Raw genomic sequence first — 20,552 nt, 5'->3', positions numbered from 1 at the left:
GGAGGAAATATGATGTCTGTTGCATATGACTTTGCACACTCGCCGGCCACCGAGTTCATGTCCCGGCCACAGCATCTGCTGATCGACGGCCGCCGCATCCCCGCAAGCTCCGGTCGCACCTTCAAGTCGCTCAATCCGGCCACCGGGCAGGTCATCGCCGTCGTCGCCGAAGGCAACGAGGCCGATGTGGAGCATGCGGTCGCCGCCGCGCGCCGGGCTTTCGAAGGCCCATGGCGCACGATGCGGGCGTCCGAACGCGGCCAGATCCTGCTGCGCTGGGCTGAGCTGCTGAAGGCTCACGCCGAGGAGATCATCGAACTCGAGTCGATCGATGCGGGCAAGCCGATCGCCGCGACATCGCGGCAGGATTTTCCGGCCGCCGTCGACACGCTGATCTACTACGCCGGTTGGGCCGACAAGATCAGCGGCGACGTCGTGCCCGTGCGCGATGATGCCCTGACCTATACCGTGCGCGAGCCGGTCGGCGTGGTCGCGGCGATCGTGCCCTGGAATTTCCCGCTGATGATCGGGATGTGGAAGCTCGCGCCGGCGCTGGCCTGCGGCTGCACCCTCGTGATGAAGCCGGCCGAGCTGACCTCGCTGTCGGCGCTGCGCATCGCCGAGCTCGCGCTCGAAGCCGGCCTGCCGGCGGGCGTCTTCAACGTGGTCACTGGCCCCGGCCGCGTCGTCGGCGACGCGCTGGTCAATCACCCCGACGTCGACAAGGTCACCTTCACCGGCTCTCCCGGCGTGGGACGAGGAATCATGAAGGGCGCCGCAAGCAATTTCAAGCGCGTCTCGCTCGAGCTGGGCGGCAAGTCGGCCAACGTCATTTTCGACGATGCCGATCTCGAAGCCGCATCGAAAGCTGCGGCTTCCGGCATCTTCTTCAACGCAGGCCAGGTCTGCTCGGCCGGCTCCCGCGTGCTGGTACAGGAGAAGGCCTATGACGAGGTCGTCGAACGACTGGCGGCGCGCGCAAAGTCGCTCAGGATCGGCGACCCGCTCGACCGCAAGACGGTGCTCGGGCCCGTGATCTCAGAGAAGCAAATGAAGTCGATCCTCGATTACGTCGAGATCGGCCGGAAGGAGGGCGCGACCCTCGTCACCGGTGGCGAGAAGGTCGGCGACCGCGGCTACTTCATGAGCCCCGCGGTGTTCGCGAATGTCGCGCACGAGATGCGGATCTCGCAGGAGGAGATCTTTGGGCCCGTCGTCAGCGTCATCAAGTTCAAGGATGAGGCCGACGCTTTGCGAATTGCCAACGGCACGGCTTACAGCCTCGCCGCCGGCGTCTGGAGCCGCGACATCGGCAGGCTGCAGCGCTTCGCCAAGCGGGCGCGCGCGGGCACGGTGTGGATGAACACCTATGGCTACACCGACGTGCGCCTGCCCTGGGGCGGCGAGCGCGACTCCGGCCTTGGCCGCGAGCACGGTTCCGCCGCGCTCGACAATTTCACCGAGCCCAAGGCTGTCTGGATGAACCTGGCCGTTTGATACCTCCCGAGCGGCCAAGCCTGGAGCCCGCCTGACCACCCGTGCAGGCGGGCTCTTTTTTCGAGATCGATAAAGTTGTCTGCATTCCGCTCAGCGGCGGCAAACCCTGCGAACAAGAACTATGCGGCCTTAAACCCCGGCTTTGGAACCGGCGTGCATTCTGCCTGCAACAGGGTTGGGCATCAGCATGTCAGTTCTCAGGGAGATCGTCGTCGCGATCGCGGGAGTCTACGCACTTCTGTTCGCGTGCGACGCAATGTTCGGGATCGGCGAGGCGCGCTTCGACGACGCCTATTACAGCGCCAGCTTCTACGCGCCGCGGCCGAAGGAGTTTCGTTTCGCCGGCGATACGCCGCCGGCCGTCCGCGTCAGCGACGCCTTCGCGCAGTTTGCGCCGGGCGAGGCCAAGCCGAACAAGCGCTACTCGTCGCTGACAACGATCCTCCGGTAAGTGCCGTCTACTCTCCCTGGATCCACTCCGCGACGCCGCGCCACAATGTGTCGCGATGGTCGGGGCGGAAGAAGCCAAAATGGCCGATCGCCTTGGCGCCGACGTCGGACGGCTTCACGTTGAGCACCTCCGGCTTGATCGCGGTGAATCCGCTCGCAAGCAGCTCGACCGCGGGCCGCGTCGCCCAGGGATCGTCGGAGAAGCAGAGTGTGCGCAGCTCGCCTTTGAACTTGGCGAAATTCTCCAGCGCCGGCAGCTTTGAATCGAAGAGATAGCGCGGGCTCGAGACCCAATCGGCCCATTGCAGGAAGACGCCCTTGGGCAAATCCTCACCGATGCCGGCCCAGCCCGGCGCGTAACCGAGCGCGTGGACGAGCGGCACGCCGACAAAATTCATGAAGGCGAAGACGCGGTATTTTTCCGGCGACGTCATCAGCCGCCAGGTCGCCGCCTGCGAGGCCACGAACGCGGCGCGCGAAATGTCCGTGTTGTTGGCGATCAGCCCGAGCGCCTGGCCGCCGAAGGAGTGCCCGACATAGGTCAAGGGCAGGGTATTGTAGCGCTGGCGCATCCAGTGCACTGCGGCGGTGACGTCGAGCGCGGCCCAGTCCGACATCGAGGCCTTGAAGCCGACCAGCGATTTCGGCTGGTTGTAGCCGACCATCGCCGGCAGCCGGGAGTCGCCGATGCCGCGATAGTCGTAGGTCAGGACCGCGCAGCCGCGATGGGCGAGATAGGAGGCAAAGCCGCGATAGATTTTTCGCGGGACGGCGGTCGCCGAATTGACCAACACGGCATGACGTTTGGTGCCGCGCGGCAAGAATAGCGTACCGCTCAGCGCATACCCGTCGGTCGCCGGGAAGCTGATCTCGTCGATGAAAACGTCGTCCAGTGCCACGTCCATGGGCCGAAGGTATCTTGCGAGTTTCCAAGCCGTTTCCCAGCAAATGCGAATTTGGCTTTCCCCGCAAGGCTTTGCAGTGCCAGACGGATTTACAACTGGCGGCCGGTGGCCAGCCTGTGTATAAGGCGACCCTCGCAACCCACAGATCAGGTTGTGCTTTTTGCTTCACGGAGAGATTGCGATGTCCGAGCGGTGGACGCCCGAGTCCTGGCGCAGCAAGCCGGTGCTACAGGTGCCCGATTATCCCGACGCCAAGGCCCTGGCCGACGTCGAGGCGCAGCTTGCGACCTTTCCGCCGCTGGTGTTCGCGGGCGAGGCGCGCAATCTGAAGAAGGCGCTGGCGCGGGTCGCAGCCGGTGAGGCCTTCCTGCTGCAGGGCGGCGACTGCGCCGAGAGCTTTGCCGAGCACGGCGCCAACAATATCCGCGACTTCTTTCGCGTGTTGCTCCAGATGGCGGTGGTGCTGACTTATGCCGGCGCCGTCCCGGTGGTGAAGGTCGGGCGCGTCGCCGGCCAGTTCGCGAAACCCCGGTCCTCGTCGACCGAGAAGATCGAGGGTGTCGAGCTGCCGAGCTATCGCGGCGACATCGTCAACGACATCGCCTTTACCAAGCAAGCGCGCGTCCCTGATCCGCAGCGCCAGCTGATGGCCTATCGCCAGTCGGCCGCGACGCTGAACCTGCTGCGTGCGTTCGCGACCGGCGGCTACGCCAATCTCGGCAGCGTGCATCAGTGGATGCTCGGCTTCCTCAAGGATAGTCCGCAGTCCCGCCGCTACAAGGAATTGGCCGACCGGATCTCCGATGCGCTCAATTTCATGCGCGCCTGCGGCCTTGATCTCGAGGCCCATCCCGAGCTGCGCGCGACCGATTTCTACACCAGCCACGAGGCGCTGCTGCTCGGCTACGAGCAGGCGATGACCCGCGTCGATTCCACCACCGGCGACTGGTACGCGACCTCGGGTCACATGATCTGGATCGGCGACCGCACCCGCCAGCTCGACCACGGCCATATCGAATATTTCCGCGGCATCAAGAATCCGATCGGGCTCAAGTGCGGCCCGTCGCTCAAGCCCGACGAGCTGCTGAAGCTGATCGACGTGCTCAATCCCGACAACGAACCGGGCCGGCTGACGCTGATCGGCCGCTTCGGCTCCGACAAGATCGGCGAGCACCTGCCGAACATGATCCGCGCCGTGAAGCGCGAGGGCAAGGTGGTTGTCTGGTCGTGCGATCCCATGCACGGCAACACCATCACCTCGACGTCAGGCTACAAGACGCGGCCTTTCGACCGCATCCTGTCCGAGGTGAAGTCGTTCTTCGCGATCCACGCCGCGGAAGGCACCCATGCCGGCGGCGTGCATCTGGAGATGACCGGTCAGGACGTCACCGAGTGCCTCGGCGGCGCCCGCGCGATCACCGACGAGGATCTCAACGACCGCTATCACACGGTCTGTGATCCCCGGCTCAACGCCGAGCAATCCATCGACATGGCTTTCCTGGTCGCAGAACTGCTCAAGCAGGAACGCGCAGGCAAGGTCAGGCCGATGCCGGCCGCGGCGGGGCTCTAAGACCTTGCTGCGAATCTGGAAGGCCACGATCAATTCCCGTAACGGTCTGGCCTTTGCGTTCCGCTCGGAGCAGGCCGTCCGCGAGGAGATCGTTGCGCTCCTGTTGTCGCTGCCGCTCGCATGGTTCGTCGGCGCGACCGCGATGCGCGCGGTCGAGCTGATCTGCGCGGTCGCGTTCGTGCTGGTGGTCGAGCTGCTCAATACTGCGATCGAGAAGCTTGCCGACCGGCTGACCATGGATCACGACAAGCAGATCGGACGGGTCAAGGACATGGGCTCGGCCGCGGTCGGTATTGCGCTCCTGATGGCCGGCGCGTTCTGGATCATCGCCATCATCGAGCGTTTGGGATTTCTCTAAAGCGCGTCTCGCGCTTTAGACTGTTTTTTGGGCATGATCTTTTCGGAAAACCGCTTCACACTTTTCCGGATCATGCTCTGATCGGAGCGCCATGACCGAACGTCTCAACGCATTCGCGGTCACGCTCGCCCAGCTCAATCCGACCATGGGCGACATCGACGGCAATGCCGCGAAAGCGCGCGCAGCGCGCGTGCAGGCAGCCGCCGACGGCGCCGATCTCGTGCTGTTTCCGGAATTGTTCATCGCCGGTTACCCGCCGGAAGATCTGGTGCAGAAGCCTTCGTTTCAGGCCGCCTGCCGCGCTGCGATCGAAGCGCTCGCGCGCGAGACCGCCGATGGCGGGCCGGCCATGCTGATCGGCACGCCCTGGGTCGAGGAGGGCAGGCTCTACAATGCCTGCGCGCTGCTCGATGGCGGCCGTATCGCTGGCTTGCGCTTCAAATGCAATCTGCCGAACTACGGCGTGTTCGACGAGAAGCGGCTGTTTTCGCGCGGCCCCGCGGCCGGTCCCGTCACCGTGCGCGGCGTGCGTATCGGTGTGCCGATCTGCGAGGACATCTGGCTGGAGGAGTCCGAGGACTACGAGAACGTGGTCGAGACGCTGGCCGAGACCGGCGCCGAGATCATCCTTGTGCCGAACGGATCTCCTTACGCCCGCAACAAGGCCGACGTGCGGTTGTCGGTCGCGGTCGCGCGCGTCACCGAGAGCGGCCTGCCGCTGGTCTATCTCAACCAGGTTTGCGGCCAGGACGAGCTGGTGTTCGACGGTGCTTCCTTCGCGCTCAACGGCGATCTCTCGCTTGCGGCGCAATTGCCGGCGTTCGCGGAGAGCGTCACTACACTGCGCTTCACGAGGAGCGGCGACGATTGGCGTTGCACCGGTCCGATCGCCGCGCAGCCCGACGGCGACCACGCCGACTACGCGGCCTGCGTGCTGGGTCTGCGCGACTACGTCGCCAAGAATGGCTTTCCCGGTGTGCTGCTCGGCATTTCCGGGGGCATCGACTCCGCGCTGTGCGCAGCGATCGCGGTCGATGCACTCGGGGCCGATCAGGTGCACGGCGTGATGCTACCTTATCGCTACACCGCGGCTAGCTCGATTGCCGACGCCGGCGAGCTCGCCGACCATCTCGGCATCCGCTACGAGGTGCTGCCGATCGCGGAAGCGGTGACCGCGTTCGAGACCATCCTCTCCGGCGTCTTCAAGAATCTGCCGCCCGATGTCACCGAGGAAAATCTCCAGGCCCGCACCCGCGGCACGCTGCTGATGGCGATCTCCAACAAGACCGGCCTAATGGTGGTGACAACCGGCAACAAGTCGGAAATGTCGGTCGGCTACGCCACGCTCTACGGCGACATGAACGGCGGCTTCAATCCGATCAAGGACATCTACAAGACGCAGGTGTTTCGGCTGGCAAGCTTGCGCAATTCGTGGAAGCCCGAGGGGGCGCTGGGGCCGGCCGGTGAGGTGATCCCGCCCGACATCATCACGCGTCCACCGACCGCGGAGCTGCGCGAGAACCAGACCGACCAGGATTCGTTGCCGGCTTACGACGTGCTCGATGCCATCCTGGAGCGTCTCATCGAGCGCGAAGAGCCGCTCGACCAGATCATCGCCGCCGGCTTCGACCGCGAGACGGTCATCCGCATCGATCATCTCCTCAATGTCGCCGAATATAAGCGCCGCCAGGCCGCGCCCGGCGTCAAGGTCACGGCCAGGAATTTCGGCCGCGACCGCCGCTATCCCATCACCAACCGTTTTCGCGACAAAGGCGAGCAGCTCGCCGCCCCGGACGAGACGCTGGTGTCGCGTGGGAGCAAAGCCTCGATCGACGCGTTCGAGGGGTGAGGCTGGCCGAAGTTCGTGGATGGACGCTGTCGCCACGTACGACGCCGTCATCATCCGCAAAGGCGGATGATCCAGTACGCCGCGGCGGGCGTTGTCGAAACCCAAGTGATGACACGGAGTACTGGATGCCCCGCCTTCGCGGGGCATGACAGTTGTGCGTGGTGACCTACTTCTGCTGTTGCGGCAGGAAACTTGGCCCAACCGAACGGATCGGCTTGTTCTCGGATGATGTCGCAGGGGTGCCCGTTTCCGCCGGCGGCGTTGCTGCCGGCGCGCCAGCAGTCGTCGGTGCCGGAGCCGCGCCCTTCTTTGCATTCGCAGGCGTGCCCTTGTTGAGCTGCCGCTGCTGCATCTTCTTGGCGCTCTCCTCGGTGACGATGATGTCACCCTGCTGCTCGGCCGATGCCTTGTCGTCGGCGGATTTCAGCGCGTCGGCCCAGGTCTGGCCCGCAGCCTTGCAGGAGCAGGACGGGTTGAACTCGCTGCGGAATTTGAACGCGGTCGGCAGGGCCGTGTAGGGCTGGCCGCTGGTGGAGACCGCGGAGTTCATGTCTTCGCCGGGGTTGCGATGGGTGTAGAGCACGGCCTCGGCGGCCGGGCACAGTGCCTTGCAGGTCTTCTCGTCGTCGGGGAAGCGCGCGGGCACGGTCGCAAACGAGACCGGGAAATAAGCGCCGTCGCAGGTGCGCACGCACACGGTGCGATAGGTGCCTGATTGCGGGCCGAGATCGGACGGCGGCACGCCTTGCGGATTGTTGGGGTTGTTGCCGCCGAACAGATTGCTCAGGAAGTTGCCGCCGCCCTGCGACTGCGCGGCGTTGGCATATTGCGGGCCGCAATTGTTCTGTGCCAGCGCTGCCAGCACGGAGCGGCGCTGGTTGTCACGCTCGGGGCTGAAGCCGCCGGGGCCGCCGCCGCGCAGGCGTTCGAGGTTGCCGGTGATCTGGTCCAGATTGGCGCGCATCTGCTGGATCTGGGTATTGACCGGACCGCATTGCGCGGACTGGCCGCTGAACAGCGAGAAGAAGCCGGAGGAATCGCAACCCATGCGCTTGGCCTGCATGGTGACGCGGTCGAGCTCGGCTTGCTGCTTGGTCTGGGATTCCTGATAGCGGCGGATCTGGTCTTCGCGCGCGGGATCACCGCCGCCGCCACGATCGAGACCGGCGAGCTGGCCTTCCAGGCGCGCGCACATCGGATTGGGTCCGAGCCCGTTCTGGCCGGGCTGAGGCGGCGGTCCCGGCGGTCCGGCCTGTGCGAACGCGTTATTGACGAGCATGACCGTGCTCAAGAGCACGGCGCAGGCAAGGATCGAGCGAGCACGGGAGAGAGACAAAAATTCAGGCATATCCGCCATTCTAGCGAGGTCACGGCCACGCGTGATGTGGGGGGCCGAAGCGCGCCCTCCCATAGCCGCTTCCTGCGGCATCGTCACGTCGTTTCAGAGGCCAGCGATTGGGCCTAAAGTACGCCAGTTCCGAGCGAATTCAGCGCTGGCAGGTGATTGCGACATATTCGTCGCAATGGCCATGGGAGCAGTTTGCGCCGGATTTGGGGACAGAGCCGGTAATTTCGTCGGGATCGACCCGGCGATAGGCCGAAGCCTGGGCAAAATCGCGTGACTGGCAGTAGGTGCGCGCGACCTGCGCGCCGCATTTGTCGCTCTTGGCCAGGCACTGATCGACGCCGTAACCGTCCGCCTGGTTGGGGATGATGAAGACGCGGGTCTCGGCGAGAGCGCTGGAAACAACAAGGATTGAGGCGCAGGAAATGAGCGCGAGCAATGATCGCATAAAAACACCGGGGCAAAAAAAGAAGGAACTGCCAGTTCCAGAATGGGCTCAAATGGTTAAGGAGATGAACCATCTATGCGTGACAGCTGCGCAGTGCGGAGATAAAGCGGCATTTCCGCGGCTCTCTTGACGCGGGGCCGCCTCATAGCCCATATGTTCCGTCATGAACGGTCTCCTCGTCATTTGCGCCATTTGCCGCGAGATTACGAGCTAGCGATTCGCTGGCTGGAGCCGTCTTTTCTCAAAACCATTGAGAGCACTGGACGCCCGGCCAACAGCCGACGGGTATCCTTATGGAATTGCGCCTTTACGATACGCTGAGCCGGGAAAAGCGCACCTTCGTGCCGCTCGATGCCAAGGACGTCCGCATGTATGTCTGCGGACCGACGGTCTATGACTTCGCCCATATCGGCAATGCCCGGCCGGTGATCGTGTTCGACGTGCTGTTCCGACTGCTGCGCCATCTCTACGGTGAGGCGCACGTCAAATATGTCCGCAACATCACCGACGTCGACGACAAGATCAACGACCGTGCCGCGCGCGATTTTCCCGGCCTCCCGCTGAACGAGGCGATCCGAAAAGTCACGGAGCAGACCGGCAGACAGTTTCACGCTGATGTCGACGCACTCGGTGCGCTGCGGCCGAGCGTCGAGCCGCGCGCCACCGAACACATCGGCGAAATGCGCGAGATCATCGAACGGCTGGTCGCCGGCGGCTTTGCTTATGCTGCCGAGGATCACGTGCTGTTCTCGCCGCAGGCGATGAACGCGGCCAATTCCGGGCTGCCGCGCTATGGCGCGCTGTCCAACCGCTCGCTGGACGAGATGGTTGCCGGCGCCCGCGTCGATGTCGCGCCCTACAAGAAGGGCAACACCGACTTCGTGCTGTGGAAGCCGTCCAAGCCCGGCGAGCCGTCATGGCCGTCACCGGCCGGCATCGCCGCGCAGGGCCGTCCGGGCTGGCATGTCGAGTGCTCGGCCATGGCCTGGAAGCATCTCGGCGAGTACTTCGACATCCATGGCGGCGGCATCGATCTCGTGTTTCCGCATCACGAGAACGAGGTCGCGCAGACCTGCTGCGCCTTCCACCGGGAGCGGATGGCGAATTACTGGATGCATAACGGCTTCCTGCAGGTCGAGAGCGAGAAGATGTCGAAATCGCTCGGCAATTTCGTCACGATTCACGAGCTGCTCGCGGATTGGCCGGGCGAAGTGTTGCGCCTGAATATGCTCAAGACGCATTACCGCTCGCCGATCGACTGGACGATGAAGTCGCTTGAGGAGAGCGCCAAGACGCTCGACGACTGGTATCGGGTTGCGGCTGACGTCACGGCCGGCAAGCCCGCCCCGTCAGTGGTCGAGCCGCTGCTCGACGACCTCAACACGCCGCTGGCGATTACGGCGCTGCATGGCCTGCGCGGCAGCGATGTTGGTGCTCTCGGGGGTTCGTTGCGTCTGCTCGGCTTTCTCTCCGAGAGTGCCGCGCAGTGGGAAGGGCGCAAGCAGCTGGCGAGCGGCGTCGATGCCAAGGAAGTCGAGCGGCTGATCTCGGAGCGGACGGCAGCGCGAGCGCGCAAGGACTTTGCGGAGTCCGATCGTATCCGCGATCTGCTTGCCGCGATGGGCGTTGCGATCAAGGATTCCAAGGAAGGGACGACGTGGGAGGTCGCGCGATGAAGCGGCCCGACACGCCCTTTCCGCGGCACTGGTTCTATTACATCGCGCTGAAAATCCTGCTGCTCGGCGCTGCCGTGGCGCTGGCGCTGAAACTCTATGGGATGTGGTGAAGACGATGGCACAAGCACTCCCCAAGCCCGGCCTGCGGCCCTTCCTGCCGGAGGACGTGCCGGTTCTCGCCGCGATCTTCACGGCCAGCATCGAAGAGCTGACCGGCGACGACTATAACGAAGCGCAGCAGCAGGCCTGGATGACGGCGGCGGAGGACGAAGAGTTCGGCAAGCGACTCGCCTCCGACCTGACGCTGATCGCAACGCTGGAGGGATCGCCCGTGGGCTTTGCGTCGCTGCGCGGCAAGGATCATATCCGCATGCTCTATGTGCATCCGGCCGTGGCCGGGCAGGGCCTCGCGACGATGCTGGTCGATGCGCTGGAAAAGCTTGCGGGCGGCCGCGGTGCCGACAAGCTGACGGTCGACGCCAGCGACAACGCGCAGGGCTTTTTCGCCAAGCGCGGCTATGTCGCCATGCAGCGCAACAGCATCACCGTTAACGACGAGTGGCTGGCCAACACCACAATGCAGAAGACGCTCGGCAGCGGACCCGCATCGGGAGCACTGCAATGAGCAAGGAGCGCCTTTATCTGTTCGACACCACGCTGCGCGACGGTGCGCAGACCAATGGCGTCGATTTCACGCTGACCGACAAGCAAATCATCGCCCAGATGCTCGATGAACTCGGCATCGACTATGTCGAGGGCGGCTATCCCGGCGCCAATCCGACCGACACCGAGTTCTTCGGCACCAAGCCGAAGTTTTCGCATGCGCGCTTCACTGCGTTCGGCATGACGCGGCGAGCCGGCCGGTCGGTCTCCAACGATCCCGGTGTAGCCGGGCTGCTGGAAGCCAAAGCCGACGCGATCTGCTTCGTGGCGAAGTCGTCGGCCTATCAGGTGCGCGTGGCGCTGGAGACGACGAAGGAGGAAAACCTCGCCTCGATCCGCGACAGCGTCGCAGCAGCAAAGGCCGCCGGCCGCGAGGTGATGCTCGACTGCGAGCATTTCTTCGACGGTTACAAGGAGGATTCCAGTTTCGCTCTCGCCTGCGCCAAAGCTGCTTATGAAGCCGGCGCGCGCTGGGTGGTGCTGTGCGACACCAACGGCGGCACCATGCCGAACGAGGTCGAAGCCATCGTTGCCGAGGTGACGAAGCACATCCCCGGCGATCATCTCGGCATCCACGCCCATAACGACACCGAGCAGGCGGTGGCGAATTCGCTGGCCGCGGTGCGCGCCGGGGCGCGGCAGATCCAGGGCACGCTGAACGGCCTCGGCGAGCGCTGCGGCAACGCCAATCTCTGCTCGCTGATCCCGACCTTGAAGCTGAAGGCCGAGTATGGCGACGCCTTCGAGATCGGCGTCACGGCGGAGAAGCTCGCAACTCTGGTCAAGGTATCGCGCACGCTCGACGACATGCTCAACCGGGTGCCGAACCGTCATGCAGCCTATGTCGGCGAGAGCGCGTTCGTCACCAAGACCGGCATCCACGCCTCCGCCGTGCTGAAGGATCCGCAGACTTACGAGCATGTCCTGCCGGAGCTGGTCGGCAATCACCGAAAGGTCCTGGTGTCCGATCAGGCCGGCCGCTCCAATGTCATCGCCGAGCTCGACCGCGCCGGCATCGCCTACGAGAAGAGCGATCCGAAACTGTCGCGGCTGGTCGAGGAGTTGAAGGAGCGCGAGGCGCAAGGCTACGCCTATGAATCCGCCAACGCCTCGTTCGAGCTGCTGGCGCGGCGCACGCTCGGCAAGGTGCCGCATTATTTCGAGGTCGAACAGTTCGACGTCAATGTCGAGCAGCGTTACAATTCGCATGGCGAGCGCGTCACCGTGGCGCTGGCGGTGGTCAAGGTCGACGTCGCCGGCGAGCATCTGATCTCGGCGGCCGAAGGCAACGGCCCCGTCAACGCGCTCGACGTTGCGCTGCGCAAGGATCTCGGCAAGTACCAGAAATATATCGAAGGCCTGACGCTGATCGACTATCGCGTCCGTATCCTCAACGGCGGCACCGGCGCGGTCACGCGCGTCCTGATCGAGAGCGAGGACGAGAACGGCGACAGCTGGACCACGGTCGGCGTCTCCCCCAACATCATCGATGCCTCGTTCCAGGCGCTGATGGATTCGGTGATCTACAAGCTGGTGAAGTCGGGCGCGCCGGCGTAGGGAATAGTGATGTGAGCTATGGCGGCGCCATCAATGCCGTCATTGCGAGGAGCGAAGCGACGAAGCAATCCAGAGTGCTTCCGCAGAGCCAGTCTGGATTGCTTCGCTTCGTTCGCAATGACGAGGAGAGAGGGGAGCGTGACCCATGATCGACCACATCTCCGTCGGCGTCAGCGATCTGCAACGCTCGGCGACATTTTACGAAGCAACGCTCGGGGCCATCGGGCTCACGCGCGTCGTCACGCGGCCGCGGACGATCGGCTTTGGCAAGGCCTATCCCGAAGTCTGGATCAATCTGCGCGAGGGCATGCCACGCGTGCCGCCGGAGAGCGGCGTGCATATCTGCCTGCGGGCCAAGACGACCGCCGAAATCGATGCATTTCACACTGCCGCGCTGTCCGCCGGCGGCACGTCCGACGGCGCGCCGGGTATCCGCCCGCACGATCGCGTGCGTTATTACGCAGCCTTTGTCGTCGACCCCGATGGTAACCGGATCGAGGCGGTGACGTTTCCTGCGGACTAAAGTTTGCGCGCCATTTCCGGGGCGAGCTGCTTTTCGGCATCGTCGATCTGTGCCGCAGCCGCCTTCAGCTTCGGCAAAATCTCTTCGATCCGATCGGCCTTGAGGATGTCGACCGAAAGCCCGGCGCGGATGAACTCGGTCTGACGCATGTGCGACAGCAGCGAGAACAGCGGCTCCCAGAAATTATCGATGTTGGCAAGCAGCACCGGCTTGGCATGACGTCCGAGCTGCTTCCAGGTCAATTGCTCAACCAACTCCTCCAGCGTGCCGACGCCGCCAGGTAGCGCCACGAAGGCGTCGGAGCGTTCGAACATCAGCCGCTTGCGCTCGTGCATGTCGGGGGTGACGATCATCTCCTGCACGCGGGTCAGCGCGTTTTCGCGCATCCGCAGGAAATCGGGGATGATGCCGGTGACGGTGCCGCCGTGATCGAGCACGGAGGTCGCGACCGAGCCCATCAGGCCGAGCGAGCCGCCGCCGTAGACGAGGCGGATCTTGTTCTCAGCGAGCGCCTTGCCGAACGCCTTGGCGCCTTCGGTGAAACGGGGATTTGTTCCTGGGCCGGAGCCGCAATAGACACAGACGGTTTTGATCGTGCTCATTGGTGCCATGATGCATTGCAGCGAAGAGGCGTCAAGCCCAATCGGTGATTCGGGACTTCCGGAAATCTACCGGTAAACGACGAAGAACAATCGAAGATTCGCCATCTGGCGGGGTGCATGGGCATCGTTAAGGCTCTATATGACAAACGAAAATCCTTAATGGCAACGCTGCCCGCATCTGACGGGCTTTTCAGGCTTCTTGATGGACCAAGCTCAATCGCCCGCCGGCCCCAACGTTCCTGATCCCGCCGGGGGGCCGCTGGAGCGGGCCACGCTGATGGGCACGTTGGCGCATCTGTGGCCCTATATCTGGCCGGGCGACCGTTTCGACCTGAAGATGCGCGTGGTCTGGTCGATGGTGCTGCTGCTCGCCGCCAAGCTGATCACGCTGACGGTTCCTTTCAGTTTCAAATGGGCGACCGACGCGCTGACCGGCGCCAACACGGCGCCGGTGCAGGCCGACAATTGGCACCTCTGGGTAATCGCCTCGCCGTTGCTGCTGACCGCGAGCTACGGCGTGATGCGCATCGTGATGGCGGTGCTGACGCAATGGCGCGACGGCATTTTCGCGCGCGTTGCCATGCATGCGGTGCGCAAGCTCGCCACCATCACCTTCATCCACATGCACGAGCTGTCGCTGCGCTTCCACCTGGAGCGCAAGACCGGCGGCCTGACGCGCGTGCTCGAGCGCGGCCGCGAGGGTATCGAGGTCATCGTGCGCATGGTGATCCTGCAGTTGATCCCGACCATCGTCGAGGTCTCGCTGCTGATGGCCGTGCTGCTGTGGCAGTTCGATTGGCGCTACGTGCTCGCGACCCTCGTCACTGTCGCGGTCTACATGTACTATACCTACATCGCGACCGAGTGGCGGATCGGCATCCGCCGCAAGATGAACGATGCCGACACCGAGGCGAACACCAAGGCGATCGACTCGCTGCTGAACTACGAGACCGTCAAATATTTCAGCGCCGAGACCCGTGAGTCGCAGCGCTATGACCGATCGGTCGCGCGTTACGAGGAGTCGAGCGTCCAGGCTTACACTTCGCTTGCCGTGCTCAACACCGGGCAAGCCGTGATCTTCACGCTGGGGCTGACCGCGACCATGCTGATGTGTGCGATCGGCGTGCGCAACGGCACCAACACGGTCGGCGATTTCGTGCTGGTCAACGCCATGATGATCCAGCTTTACCAGCCCTTGAACTTCATGGGCATGGTCTATCGCGAGATCAAGCAGGCGATCATCGACATCGAGAAGATGTTCAACGTGCTGGGGCGCGAGGCCGAGATCAAGGATGCGCCGGGCGCGAAGCCGCTGGTGGTCTCCGCGGGCAATGTGCGTTTCGAGGACGTGCGCTTTGCCTATGAGCCGTCCCGTCCGATCCTCAAGGGCATCAGCTTCGAGGTGCCGGCCGGCAAGACGGTCGCGATCGTCGGACCGTCCGGTGCGGGCAAGTCGACCATCTCACGCCTGTTGTTTCGCCTCTACGACATTTCCGGCGGCAAGATCCTGATCGACGGCCAGGACATTCGCGAAGTCACGCAGGCGAGCTTGCGCGCGTCCATCGGCATGGTGCCGCAGGACACCGTGCTGTTCAACGACACCATCCGCTACAACATCCGCTACGGTCGCTGGGACGCCAGCGATGCCGAGGTCGAGCAGGCAGCGCAGCTGGCGCAGATCGATCGTTTTATCCGCATGGCGCCGAAAGGCTACGAGACCCAGGTCGGCGAACGCGGCCTGAAACTATCCGGTGGCGAAAAACAGCGGGTCGCGATCGCGCGCACCGTGTTGAAGGCGCCGCCGATCCTGGTGCTGGACGAGGCGACCTCCGCGCTTGACACCCACACCGAGCACGAGATCCAGGGCGCGCTCGAGCGCGTGGCGAAGAACCGCACCTCGCTGGTGATCGCCCATCGGCTTTCGACCATCGTCGGCGCCGACGAGATCATCGTGCTGGACCAGGGCCGCATCGCCGAACGCGGCACCCACGCGAAACTGCTCGCGGAGGGGGGACTTTACGCCAGCATGTGGAACAGGCAGCGCGAAGCCGAGGCGGCGCGCGAGAAACTGGCCAGGATGGCCGATTCCGGCGAGGCGCCCAACCGGGAGCCTCCGCCGGTCGCCGATGTCCTGACGACGCCTGCCGCGGCGGAGTGACCTTGTCTCCGGTCCCAACTCTGGCCTAAACAACACCACCGCGCGGGACGACCTGCGCCATCAACCCTGAGCGGCAGATAGCGATGTCCATTCTCGATTCGATCCAGCGTCAGATCCCGCCGATCCACAAGGAGGGTTATCCCTTCATCGGTGGCTTTGCGCTGGCAAGCCTCGTCCTGTTCTGGCTGTGGTCGCCTTTGGGGTGGATCGGCACCATCCTGACCGTGTGGTGCGCGCTGTTCTTCCGCGACCCCGTCAGGGTGACGCCGGTGCGCGAGGGGCTCGTGGTGTCGCCGGCCGACGGCCGTGTCTCGATGATCACCATGGCGCTGCCGCCGGCCGAGCTCGGGCTCGGCGACCGGCCGCTGCCGCGCATCTCGGTGTTCATGAGCGTGTTCAACTGCCATGTGAACCGTAGCCCGATCGCGGGCAGGGTGGACCGTATTGCCTACCGCCCCGGCCTGTTCATCAATGCCGAGCTGGACAAGGCGAGCGAGGACAACGAGCGCAACTCGCTGGTGATCACGACGCCGACGGCGCGGATCGGCGTGATCCAGATCGCGGGCTTGGTCGCCAAGCGCATCGTCTGCTTCGTCAAAGAAGGGCAGGCGATCGGCGCCGGCGAGCGTTTCGGCCTGATCCGATTCGGCTCGCGGCTCGACGTCTATCTGCCGCTGGGCACCAAGGCGCTGGTCTCGGAAGGGCAGACCGCGATCGCCGGCGAGACGATTCTGGCCGATCTCGCCGGAGACGACCCGAGTCGCGCCTACCGCTCCAATTAACCAATAAGTCGGCCTGAGGGGTCCTCCGCCGCAATGGCGGAGGGGAACGCGGCTTGCTATATCTCGCCCCAAGGTGAGGACGAGCCATGACGCCCTACGACTCTAGAGATCCAGACGTACGCCGGCGGCGGTTCCGCCCGATCCCGGTGCGCATGCTGGTGCCCAACGTCATCACGCTGCTGGCGATCTGCGCCGGCCTGACCTCGATCCGGCTCTCGATCGAGGGGCGGATGTCGCTCGCGGTCTACGCCATCGTGTTCGCGGCGGCGCTCGACGGCATCGACGGCCGCATCGCGCGCATGATCAAAGGGCAGTCCAAGTTCGGCGCCGAGCTCGACAGCCTCGCCGACTTCGTCAATTTCGGCGTGGCGCCCGGCCTGATGCTGTATTTCTGGCAGCTGCACGAACTCGGCAATGCCGGCTGGATCGCCGCCATGGTGTTTGCGATCTCCGGTGGCCTCCGCCTGGCGCGCTTCAATGCCACCATGGACGATCCCAACAAGCCGGCCTTCGCCGCCAATTTCTTCACCGGCGTCCCGGCGCCGGCCGGCGCGATCACGGTACTGCTGCCGATCTATGTCGCGTTCCTCGATCTCGGCCGGCTGCCTGCGGCGGTGACGGCTGCGTATACGCTGCTGATCGCCTTCCTGATGGTGTCGCGCCTACCGGTGTTCTCCGGCAAGACCAAGCGCATGCGGGTGCCGCCCGAACTGGTGCTGCCTGCGTTCGTCGCAGTCATCGTCTTCATCGCGCTGCTGATCGCCTATCCCTGGCACGTGCTGTCGATCGGCACGGTGCTGTATCTCCTCGCTTTGCCGCTCGGCTACAAATCCTATCGCGATCAGGCGCGCGCGTTGGAAGCCACCGGGTCGGCAGGAGGCGAAGTCTCGTCGCCGCCGTCGGCACCGACGCTGACAAACCTGTCGGAGCCGCCGCGCGACGACGACCGGCCCGACCGCTTGCACTGAACGGCAGGGCACTAAGCAGCAAGGCGCTGAGCAGCAAGCCACAGAGCAGCAAGCCACTGATCAACAAGACTTGGATATCTGCCATGAGGCGCCCTGAGTTGGGTTGAGACCCGATCTCGGCTATATCGCCAAGTGCCGGCGGCACCGCGCCAACAGCGGCCGCCAATCTGGGAGAGAACGCCGTGACGAATACTGCGACCGGGCCGCTGCCCGCTTCCGTCCTCGAAGCGCTGGGCCGCTATGACACCCCGACGATCTGCAATGCCATGGAGATCGTGGCGCCCGAGCGCCGGCTGATCGGCTACACCACCAAGCCACTGGTCTGCCCATTCCCCGATCTGCCGCCGATCGTCGGCTACGCCCGCACGGTCGCGATCCGCTCGGTGCTGAAAAACTCGCTACCGCCGGAAGAGCAGTCCAAGCGCCGCATCGACTACTACGAATATGTCGGGACTGGCCACGGTCCGCGCATCTCGGTGATCCAGGACATCGACGGTCCCGACGTCGGCTACGGTGCGTTCTGGGGCGAGGTGCAGAGCAACGTGCACAAGGCGCTCGGCTGCCTCGGTGTGATCACTGACGGCTCGATCCGCGACATCCCGCAATGGGCACCTGGATTCCAGGCGCTGGCCGGCTCGATCGGCCCGTCGCATGCGTGGGTGCATGCCGAGAGCTTTGGCGGCGAGGTGCGCGTTGCCGGCATGACCGTGAAGTCGGACGATCTGATCCACGCCGATCTGCACGGCGCCATCGTGATCCCGCGCGACATCGCCGCAAAGCTGCCCGAGGCCGCCGAGCTCTGCGGCCGCCGCGAGACGCCGATCCTCGAAATCGCCCGCAGTCCCGACTTCTCGCTGGAGAAGCTGAAGGCCGCACTGAAGCGGTCGGCGGAGATCCACTAACGGCCGGACCGGAACGATCTACGGCTGCGACGTTGCTCGCAGGCCGCCCTGGTCCGTCAGGAACAGGGCGGCTTGATCCGGCTCGCCGAATACCGCGGCAGCGCATCCGATCAAGGTGAAGCCGCCGGCAAAATCCCACAGGGTGATATCTTCCGCATTGTCCGGCATCCGGATCAGGCGCGCTGCGATCACGGCCAGGGCCGCCTCGACAAAGAGCAGCACGCTGAAGGCCGGCAGGACGAGCTCGGGTTCGAGCATGTGGAGCGCCAGCACTGCGGGAAGCGCGGTGAGAAGACTGAACAGCGTCACCATTGCGATGCCTTCCGCCATGAGGGGCCGGTCCGGTCCAGAATACCAACTGATCGGTCGCGCCCGATGTGGCGCAGGGCCGCAGCCGAAGCTTTCGCGCACGCACGGTGATGGGTGCGCGCGGCGCCGTATGGTTAGCAAAATGTTGAAATGCCTGTCGGCAGTCGGCAAAAGCCGGCGCCTTTCAGCGCGCTGCGGCCGCCGGGCGCGCCGGCTCAACTTAACCTTTACGCGTCTTTAATCGCGGCTCACTAGGGTCTCCGATGCGGTTCGGGGTTGGGCCGCGCCATCGGCCAGGACGGCCGTTGTTGCGTTCGCGTTGGAGTCTCCCATGGATATCATGACGAGCATCGGGCTCGTGGCGGGCATTATCGTCATCGCGACGATGATGCTGCTGGGCGGCGATCTCCACATGTTCGTCTCCGAGCATGCGATGATCATCATCTTCGGCGGCTCGACGGCTGCGACCATGATCCGCTTTCCGCTCTCGACGCTGATCCATGGCCTGCCGCTCGGCGCCAAATTTGCCTTCACAATGAGCCGTCTGTCGGCGCACGATCTGGTCGACGAGCTCGCCCGCATCGCCGAGATCGCCCGCAAGCAGGGCCCGGTGGGGCTGGAAAAAGTAGAGACCGACGAGCCGTTCCTGGCCAAGGGCATCCGCTACGTCGCCGACGGCTACGACCTCGATTTCATTCGCGACAATCTCGAGCGCGACCGCGACAATTTCTTGATGCATCTGGACGAAGGCAGCAAGATCTACCGCGCCATCGGCGACTGCGCCCCGGCCTTTGGCATGGTCGGCACGCTGATCGGCATGGTGCAGATGTTCGCCAACATGACCGACCCGTCAAAGCTCGGCCCGTTCATGGCGACCGCGCTGCTCGCGACTCTCTACGGCGCGCTGGTCGCCAACCTGTTCTGTACCCCGATCGCGGACAAGCTGCATGGCAAGCTCCTGGACGAAGAGACCAATCGCACGCTGATCATCGACGGCATCCTGATGATCCGCGACTCCAAGAGTCCGACGTTGGTCCGCGAAATGCTGCTGGCCTATCTGCCCGAGAAGCACCGCCACGCCGAAGGCGAGCCGGTTCCGGCCTGATTCTGCCCGCCGGGATTTGAGATATGGCCAAGAAGAAGCGCGGCGATTCACACGGAGGCGGTCACGGCTGGTTCGTGACCTTCGCCGACCTGATGGGCCTGATGATGAGCTTCTTCGTGATGCTCGTCGCGTTTTCGACCCAGGATGCCAACAAGCTGAAGGTCGTCGCAGGCTCAATGCGCGACGCCTTTGGTGTCCAGACCGAAGCGCGCTACTCCGGCATCGTCGAGTCCGACGGCCTGCCGACCCGCCCTCGGCTGAAGAACGTCGATCACATTCAGCCTGAGGACTCCTCCAACACGCCGACGCCGGACCAGGAGGATCGTGACCGCACGTCGGGCGCGAAGATCAAGGTCGACCGCAATTTTGCGCTGGCGGCGGCCTCGCTGCGCCAGGCGTTGCAGGACATGCCGGAACTGACCGAGATGTCCAAGCACATCATGTTCGAGGAGACCAAGCAGGGTCTCAACCTCGAGATCGTGGACCAGGACGGCCGCTCGATGTTCGCCGACGGCTCCAAAGTGCCCTATGACCGCACCCGCCGCCTGATCGAAAAGCTCGCTGTCCCGCTCAAGGCGACGCCGCTGCGCGTCTCCATCGCCGGCCACACCGCGGCTGGATTTGTGCCGACCCGCAGCGACTACGGTGCCTTCGACCTGTCGGCCGACCGCGCCAATGCGGTGCGTCAGATCCTCGAACGCGAGGGCCTGCCGGGCGCCCATGTCTTTGCCGTCTCCGGCAAGGCGGACACCCAGCCGCTGTTCCCGGACGATCCGTCGCTTGCCGCCAACCGGCGGGTGACCATCACCCTGATGCGTGAAGATCCGCCGCTGCCGCCGAATCTGAAGCCTTAGGGCGTCTCCGAGCGAGGTGGACGCCGCTTCG

General features: G+C 64.4%; 20 protein-coding genes. 15 read left to right on the top strand and 5 right to left on the bottom strand.

Features of this window, described 5'->3' with window-relative positions; all coding sequences use genetic code 11:
* The first annotated feature begins 12 nt into the window (after positions 1-12).
* Together ABIC03_RS03805 and ABIC03_RS03800 are read left to right on the top strand one after the other, a co-directional pair.
* A complete protein-coding gene (locus ABIC03_RS03805) occupies positions 13-1,497 on the top strand; it encodes an aldehyde dehydrogenase family protein (RefSeq protein ID WP_354057492.1) in 1,485 nt (494 codons plus the stop codon).
* A gap of 187 nt (positions 1,498-1,684) precedes the next feature.
* Entirely contained in the window at positions 1,685-1,948 is a 264-nt protein-coding gene (locus ABIC03_RS03800) for a hypothetical protein (RefSeq protein ID WP_354055645.1), read from the top strand.
* A gap of 7 nt (positions 1,949-1,955) precedes the next feature.
* Here ABIC03_RS03800 and ABIC03_RS03795 read toward each other — a convergent pair whose 3' ends face one another.
* Positions 1,956-2,852 (bottom strand): alpha/beta hydrolase family protein, encoded by an 897-nt coding sequence (locus ABIC03_RS03795; RefSeq protein ID WP_354055643.1) that lies wholly within the window; start codon positions 2,850-2,852, stop codon positions 1,956-1,958.
* A 181-nt stretch (positions 2,853-3,033) separates the two neighbouring features.
* Between ABIC03_RS03795 and ABIC03_RS03790 the strand changes: the two genes are divergently transcribed.
* The 3 genes from ABIC03_RS03790 to ABIC03_RS03780 all read left to right on the top strand — a co-directional run bounded on the left by ABIC03_RS03790 (position 3,034) and on the right by ABIC03_RS03780 (position 6,629).
* Complete coding sequence (locus ABIC03_RS03790; protein ID WP_354055641.1) at positions 3,034-4,422, top strand: class II 3-deoxy-7-phosphoheptulonate synthase; 1,389 nt, start codon at positions 3,034-3,036, stop codon at positions 4,420-4,422.
* Between the two features lie 4 nt (positions 4,423-4,426).
* The gene (locus ABIC03_RS03785) at positions 4,427-4,780 is read left to right on the top strand and encodes a diacylglycerol kinase (RefSeq protein WP_275167439.1); all 354 of its coding nucleotides are present in this window, start codon (positions 4,427-4,429) and stop codon (positions 4,778-4,780) included.
* 91 nt (positions 4,781-4,871) lie between these two features.
* Positions 4,872-6,629, top strand: a complete 1,758-nt coding sequence (locus ABIC03_RS03780) for an NAD+ synthase (protein ID WP_354055637.1) — start codon at positions 4,872-4,874, stop codon at positions 6,627-6,629.
* Between the two features lie 166 nt (positions 6,630-6,795).
* Here ABIC03_RS03780 and ABIC03_RS03775 read toward each other — a convergent pair whose 3' ends face one another.
* Both ABIC03_RS03775 and ABIC03_RS03770 read right to left on the bottom strand, forming a co-directional pair.
* Positions 6,796-7,986 carry a DUF2865 domain-containing protein gene (locus tag ABIC03_RS03775; protein WP_354055635.1) on the bottom strand — a complete coding sequence of 397 codons (1,191 nt, stop codon included), beginning with the start codon at positions 7,984-7,986 and terminating at the stop codon, positions 6,796-6,798.
* Between the two features lie 130 nt (positions 7,987-8,116).
* Positions 8,117-8,422, bottom strand: a complete 306-nt coding sequence (locus ABIC03_RS03770; RefSeq protein ID WP_007592521.1) for a hypothetical protein — start codon at positions 8,420-8,422, stop codon at positions 8,117-8,119.
* Between the two features lie 293 nt (positions 8,423-8,715).
* Between ABIC03_RS03770 and cysS the strand changes: the two genes are divergently transcribed.
* The 4 genes from cysS (at position 8,716) to ABIC03_RS03750 (ending at position 12,841) form a co-directional block, all read left to right on the top strand.
* Positions 8,716-10,098, top strand: coding sequence for a cysteine--tRNA ligase (cysS, locus tag ABIC03_RS03765; protein ID WP_354055633.1), 1,383 nt, complete (start codon positions 8,716-8,718; stop codon positions 10,096-10,098).
* 115 nt (positions 10,099-10,213) lie between these two features.
* Positions 10,214-10,723, top strand: a complete 510-nt coding sequence (locus tag ABIC03_RS03760; protein ID WP_354055631.1) for a GNAT family N-acetyltransferase — start codon at positions 10,214-10,216, stop codon at positions 10,721-10,723.
* Positions 10,720-12,318: a citramalate synthase gene (gene cimA, locus ABIC03_RS03755; RefSeq protein ID WP_354055629.1), complete on the top strand. Its 1,599-nt coding sequence runs from the start codon at positions 10,720-10,722 to the stop codon at positions 12,316-12,318. The genes ABIC03_RS03760 and cimA overlap by 4 nt, the downstream gene beginning before the upstream one ends.
* 145 nt (positions 12,319-12,463) lie before the next feature.
* Entirely contained in the window at positions 12,464-12,841 is a 378-nt protein-coding gene (locus tag ABIC03_RS03750) for a VOC family protein (RefSeq protein ID WP_354055627.1), read from the top strand.
* Here ABIC03_RS03750 and ABIC03_RS03745 read toward each other — a convergent pair.
* Positions 12,838-13,443, bottom strand: a complete 606-nt coding sequence (locus ABIC03_RS03745) for an LOG family protein (RefSeq protein ID WP_354055625.1) — start codon at positions 13,441-13,443, stop codon at positions 12,838-12,840. The two genes, ABIC03_RS03750 and ABIC03_RS03745, sit on opposite strands and share 4 nt — an antisense overlap.
* A gap of 202 nt (positions 13,444-13,645) precedes the next feature.
* Here ABIC03_RS03745 and ABIC03_RS03740 point away from each other — a divergent pair, with 202 nt between their 5' ends.
* From ABIC03_RS03740 to ABIC03_RS03725, 4 genes are all read left to right on the top strand, one after another.
* On the top strand, positions 13,646-15,601 hold the full coding sequence (locus ABIC03_RS03740; protein ID WP_354055624.1) for an ABCB family ABC transporter ATP-binding protein/permease: 1,956 nt from the start codon (positions 13,646-13,648) through the stop codon (positions 15,599-15,601).
* Positions 15,602-15,678: 77 nt separating this feature from the next.
* On the top strand, positions 15,679-16,383 hold the full coding sequence (locus ABIC03_RS03735) for a phosphatidylserine decarboxylase (protein WP_256379932.1): 705 nt from the start codon (positions 15,679-15,681) through the stop codon (positions 16,381-16,383).
* Positions 16,384-16,469: 86 nt separating this feature from the next.
* Positions 16,470-17,351, top strand: a complete 882-nt coding sequence (locus ABIC03_RS03730; RefSeq protein ID WP_354055622.1) for a CDP-alcohol phosphatidyltransferase family protein — start codon at positions 16,470-16,472, stop codon at positions 17,349-17,351.
* A 182-nt stretch (positions 17,352-17,533) separates the two neighbouring features.
* Positions 17,534-18,253: an RraA family protein gene (locus ABIC03_RS03725; RefSeq protein ID WP_354055620.1), complete on the top strand. Its 720-nt coding sequence runs from the start codon at positions 17,534-17,536 to the stop codon at positions 18,251-18,253.
* 18 nt (positions 18,254-18,271) lie between these two features.
* Here the strand turns inward: ABIC03_RS03725 and ABIC03_RS03720 are convergent, their stop codons facing one another.
* Positions 18,272-18,583 (bottom strand): hypothetical protein, encoded by a 312-nt coding sequence (locus ABIC03_RS03720; RefSeq protein WP_502916911.1) that lies wholly within the window; start codon positions 18,581-18,583, stop codon positions 18,272-18,274.
* Between the two features lie 310 nt (positions 18,584-18,893).
* Between ABIC03_RS03720 and ABIC03_RS03715 the strand changes: the two genes are divergently transcribed.
* On the top strand, positions 18,894-19,667 hold the full coding sequence (locus ABIC03_RS03715) for a motility protein A (protein ID WP_275167425.1): 774 nt from the start codon (positions 18,894-18,896) through the stop codon (positions 19,665-19,667).
* 23 nt (positions 19,668-19,690) lie between these two features.
* Positions 19,691-20,521: an OmpA/MotB family protein gene (locus ABIC03_RS03710; protein ID WP_007608835.1), complete on the top strand. Its 831-nt coding sequence runs from the start codon at positions 19,691-19,693 to the stop codon at positions 20,519-20,521.
* Positions 20,522-20,552 lie beyond the last annotated feature (31 nt).

Origin of the sequence: Bradyrhizobium sp. RT6a (assembly GCF_040547675.1) — a bacterium.
GTDB lineage: Bacteria > Pseudomonadota > Alphaproteobacteria > Rhizobiales > Xanthobacteraceae > Bradyrhizobium.
This window is presented reverse-complemented; position numbering and strand designations above follow the sequence as displayed.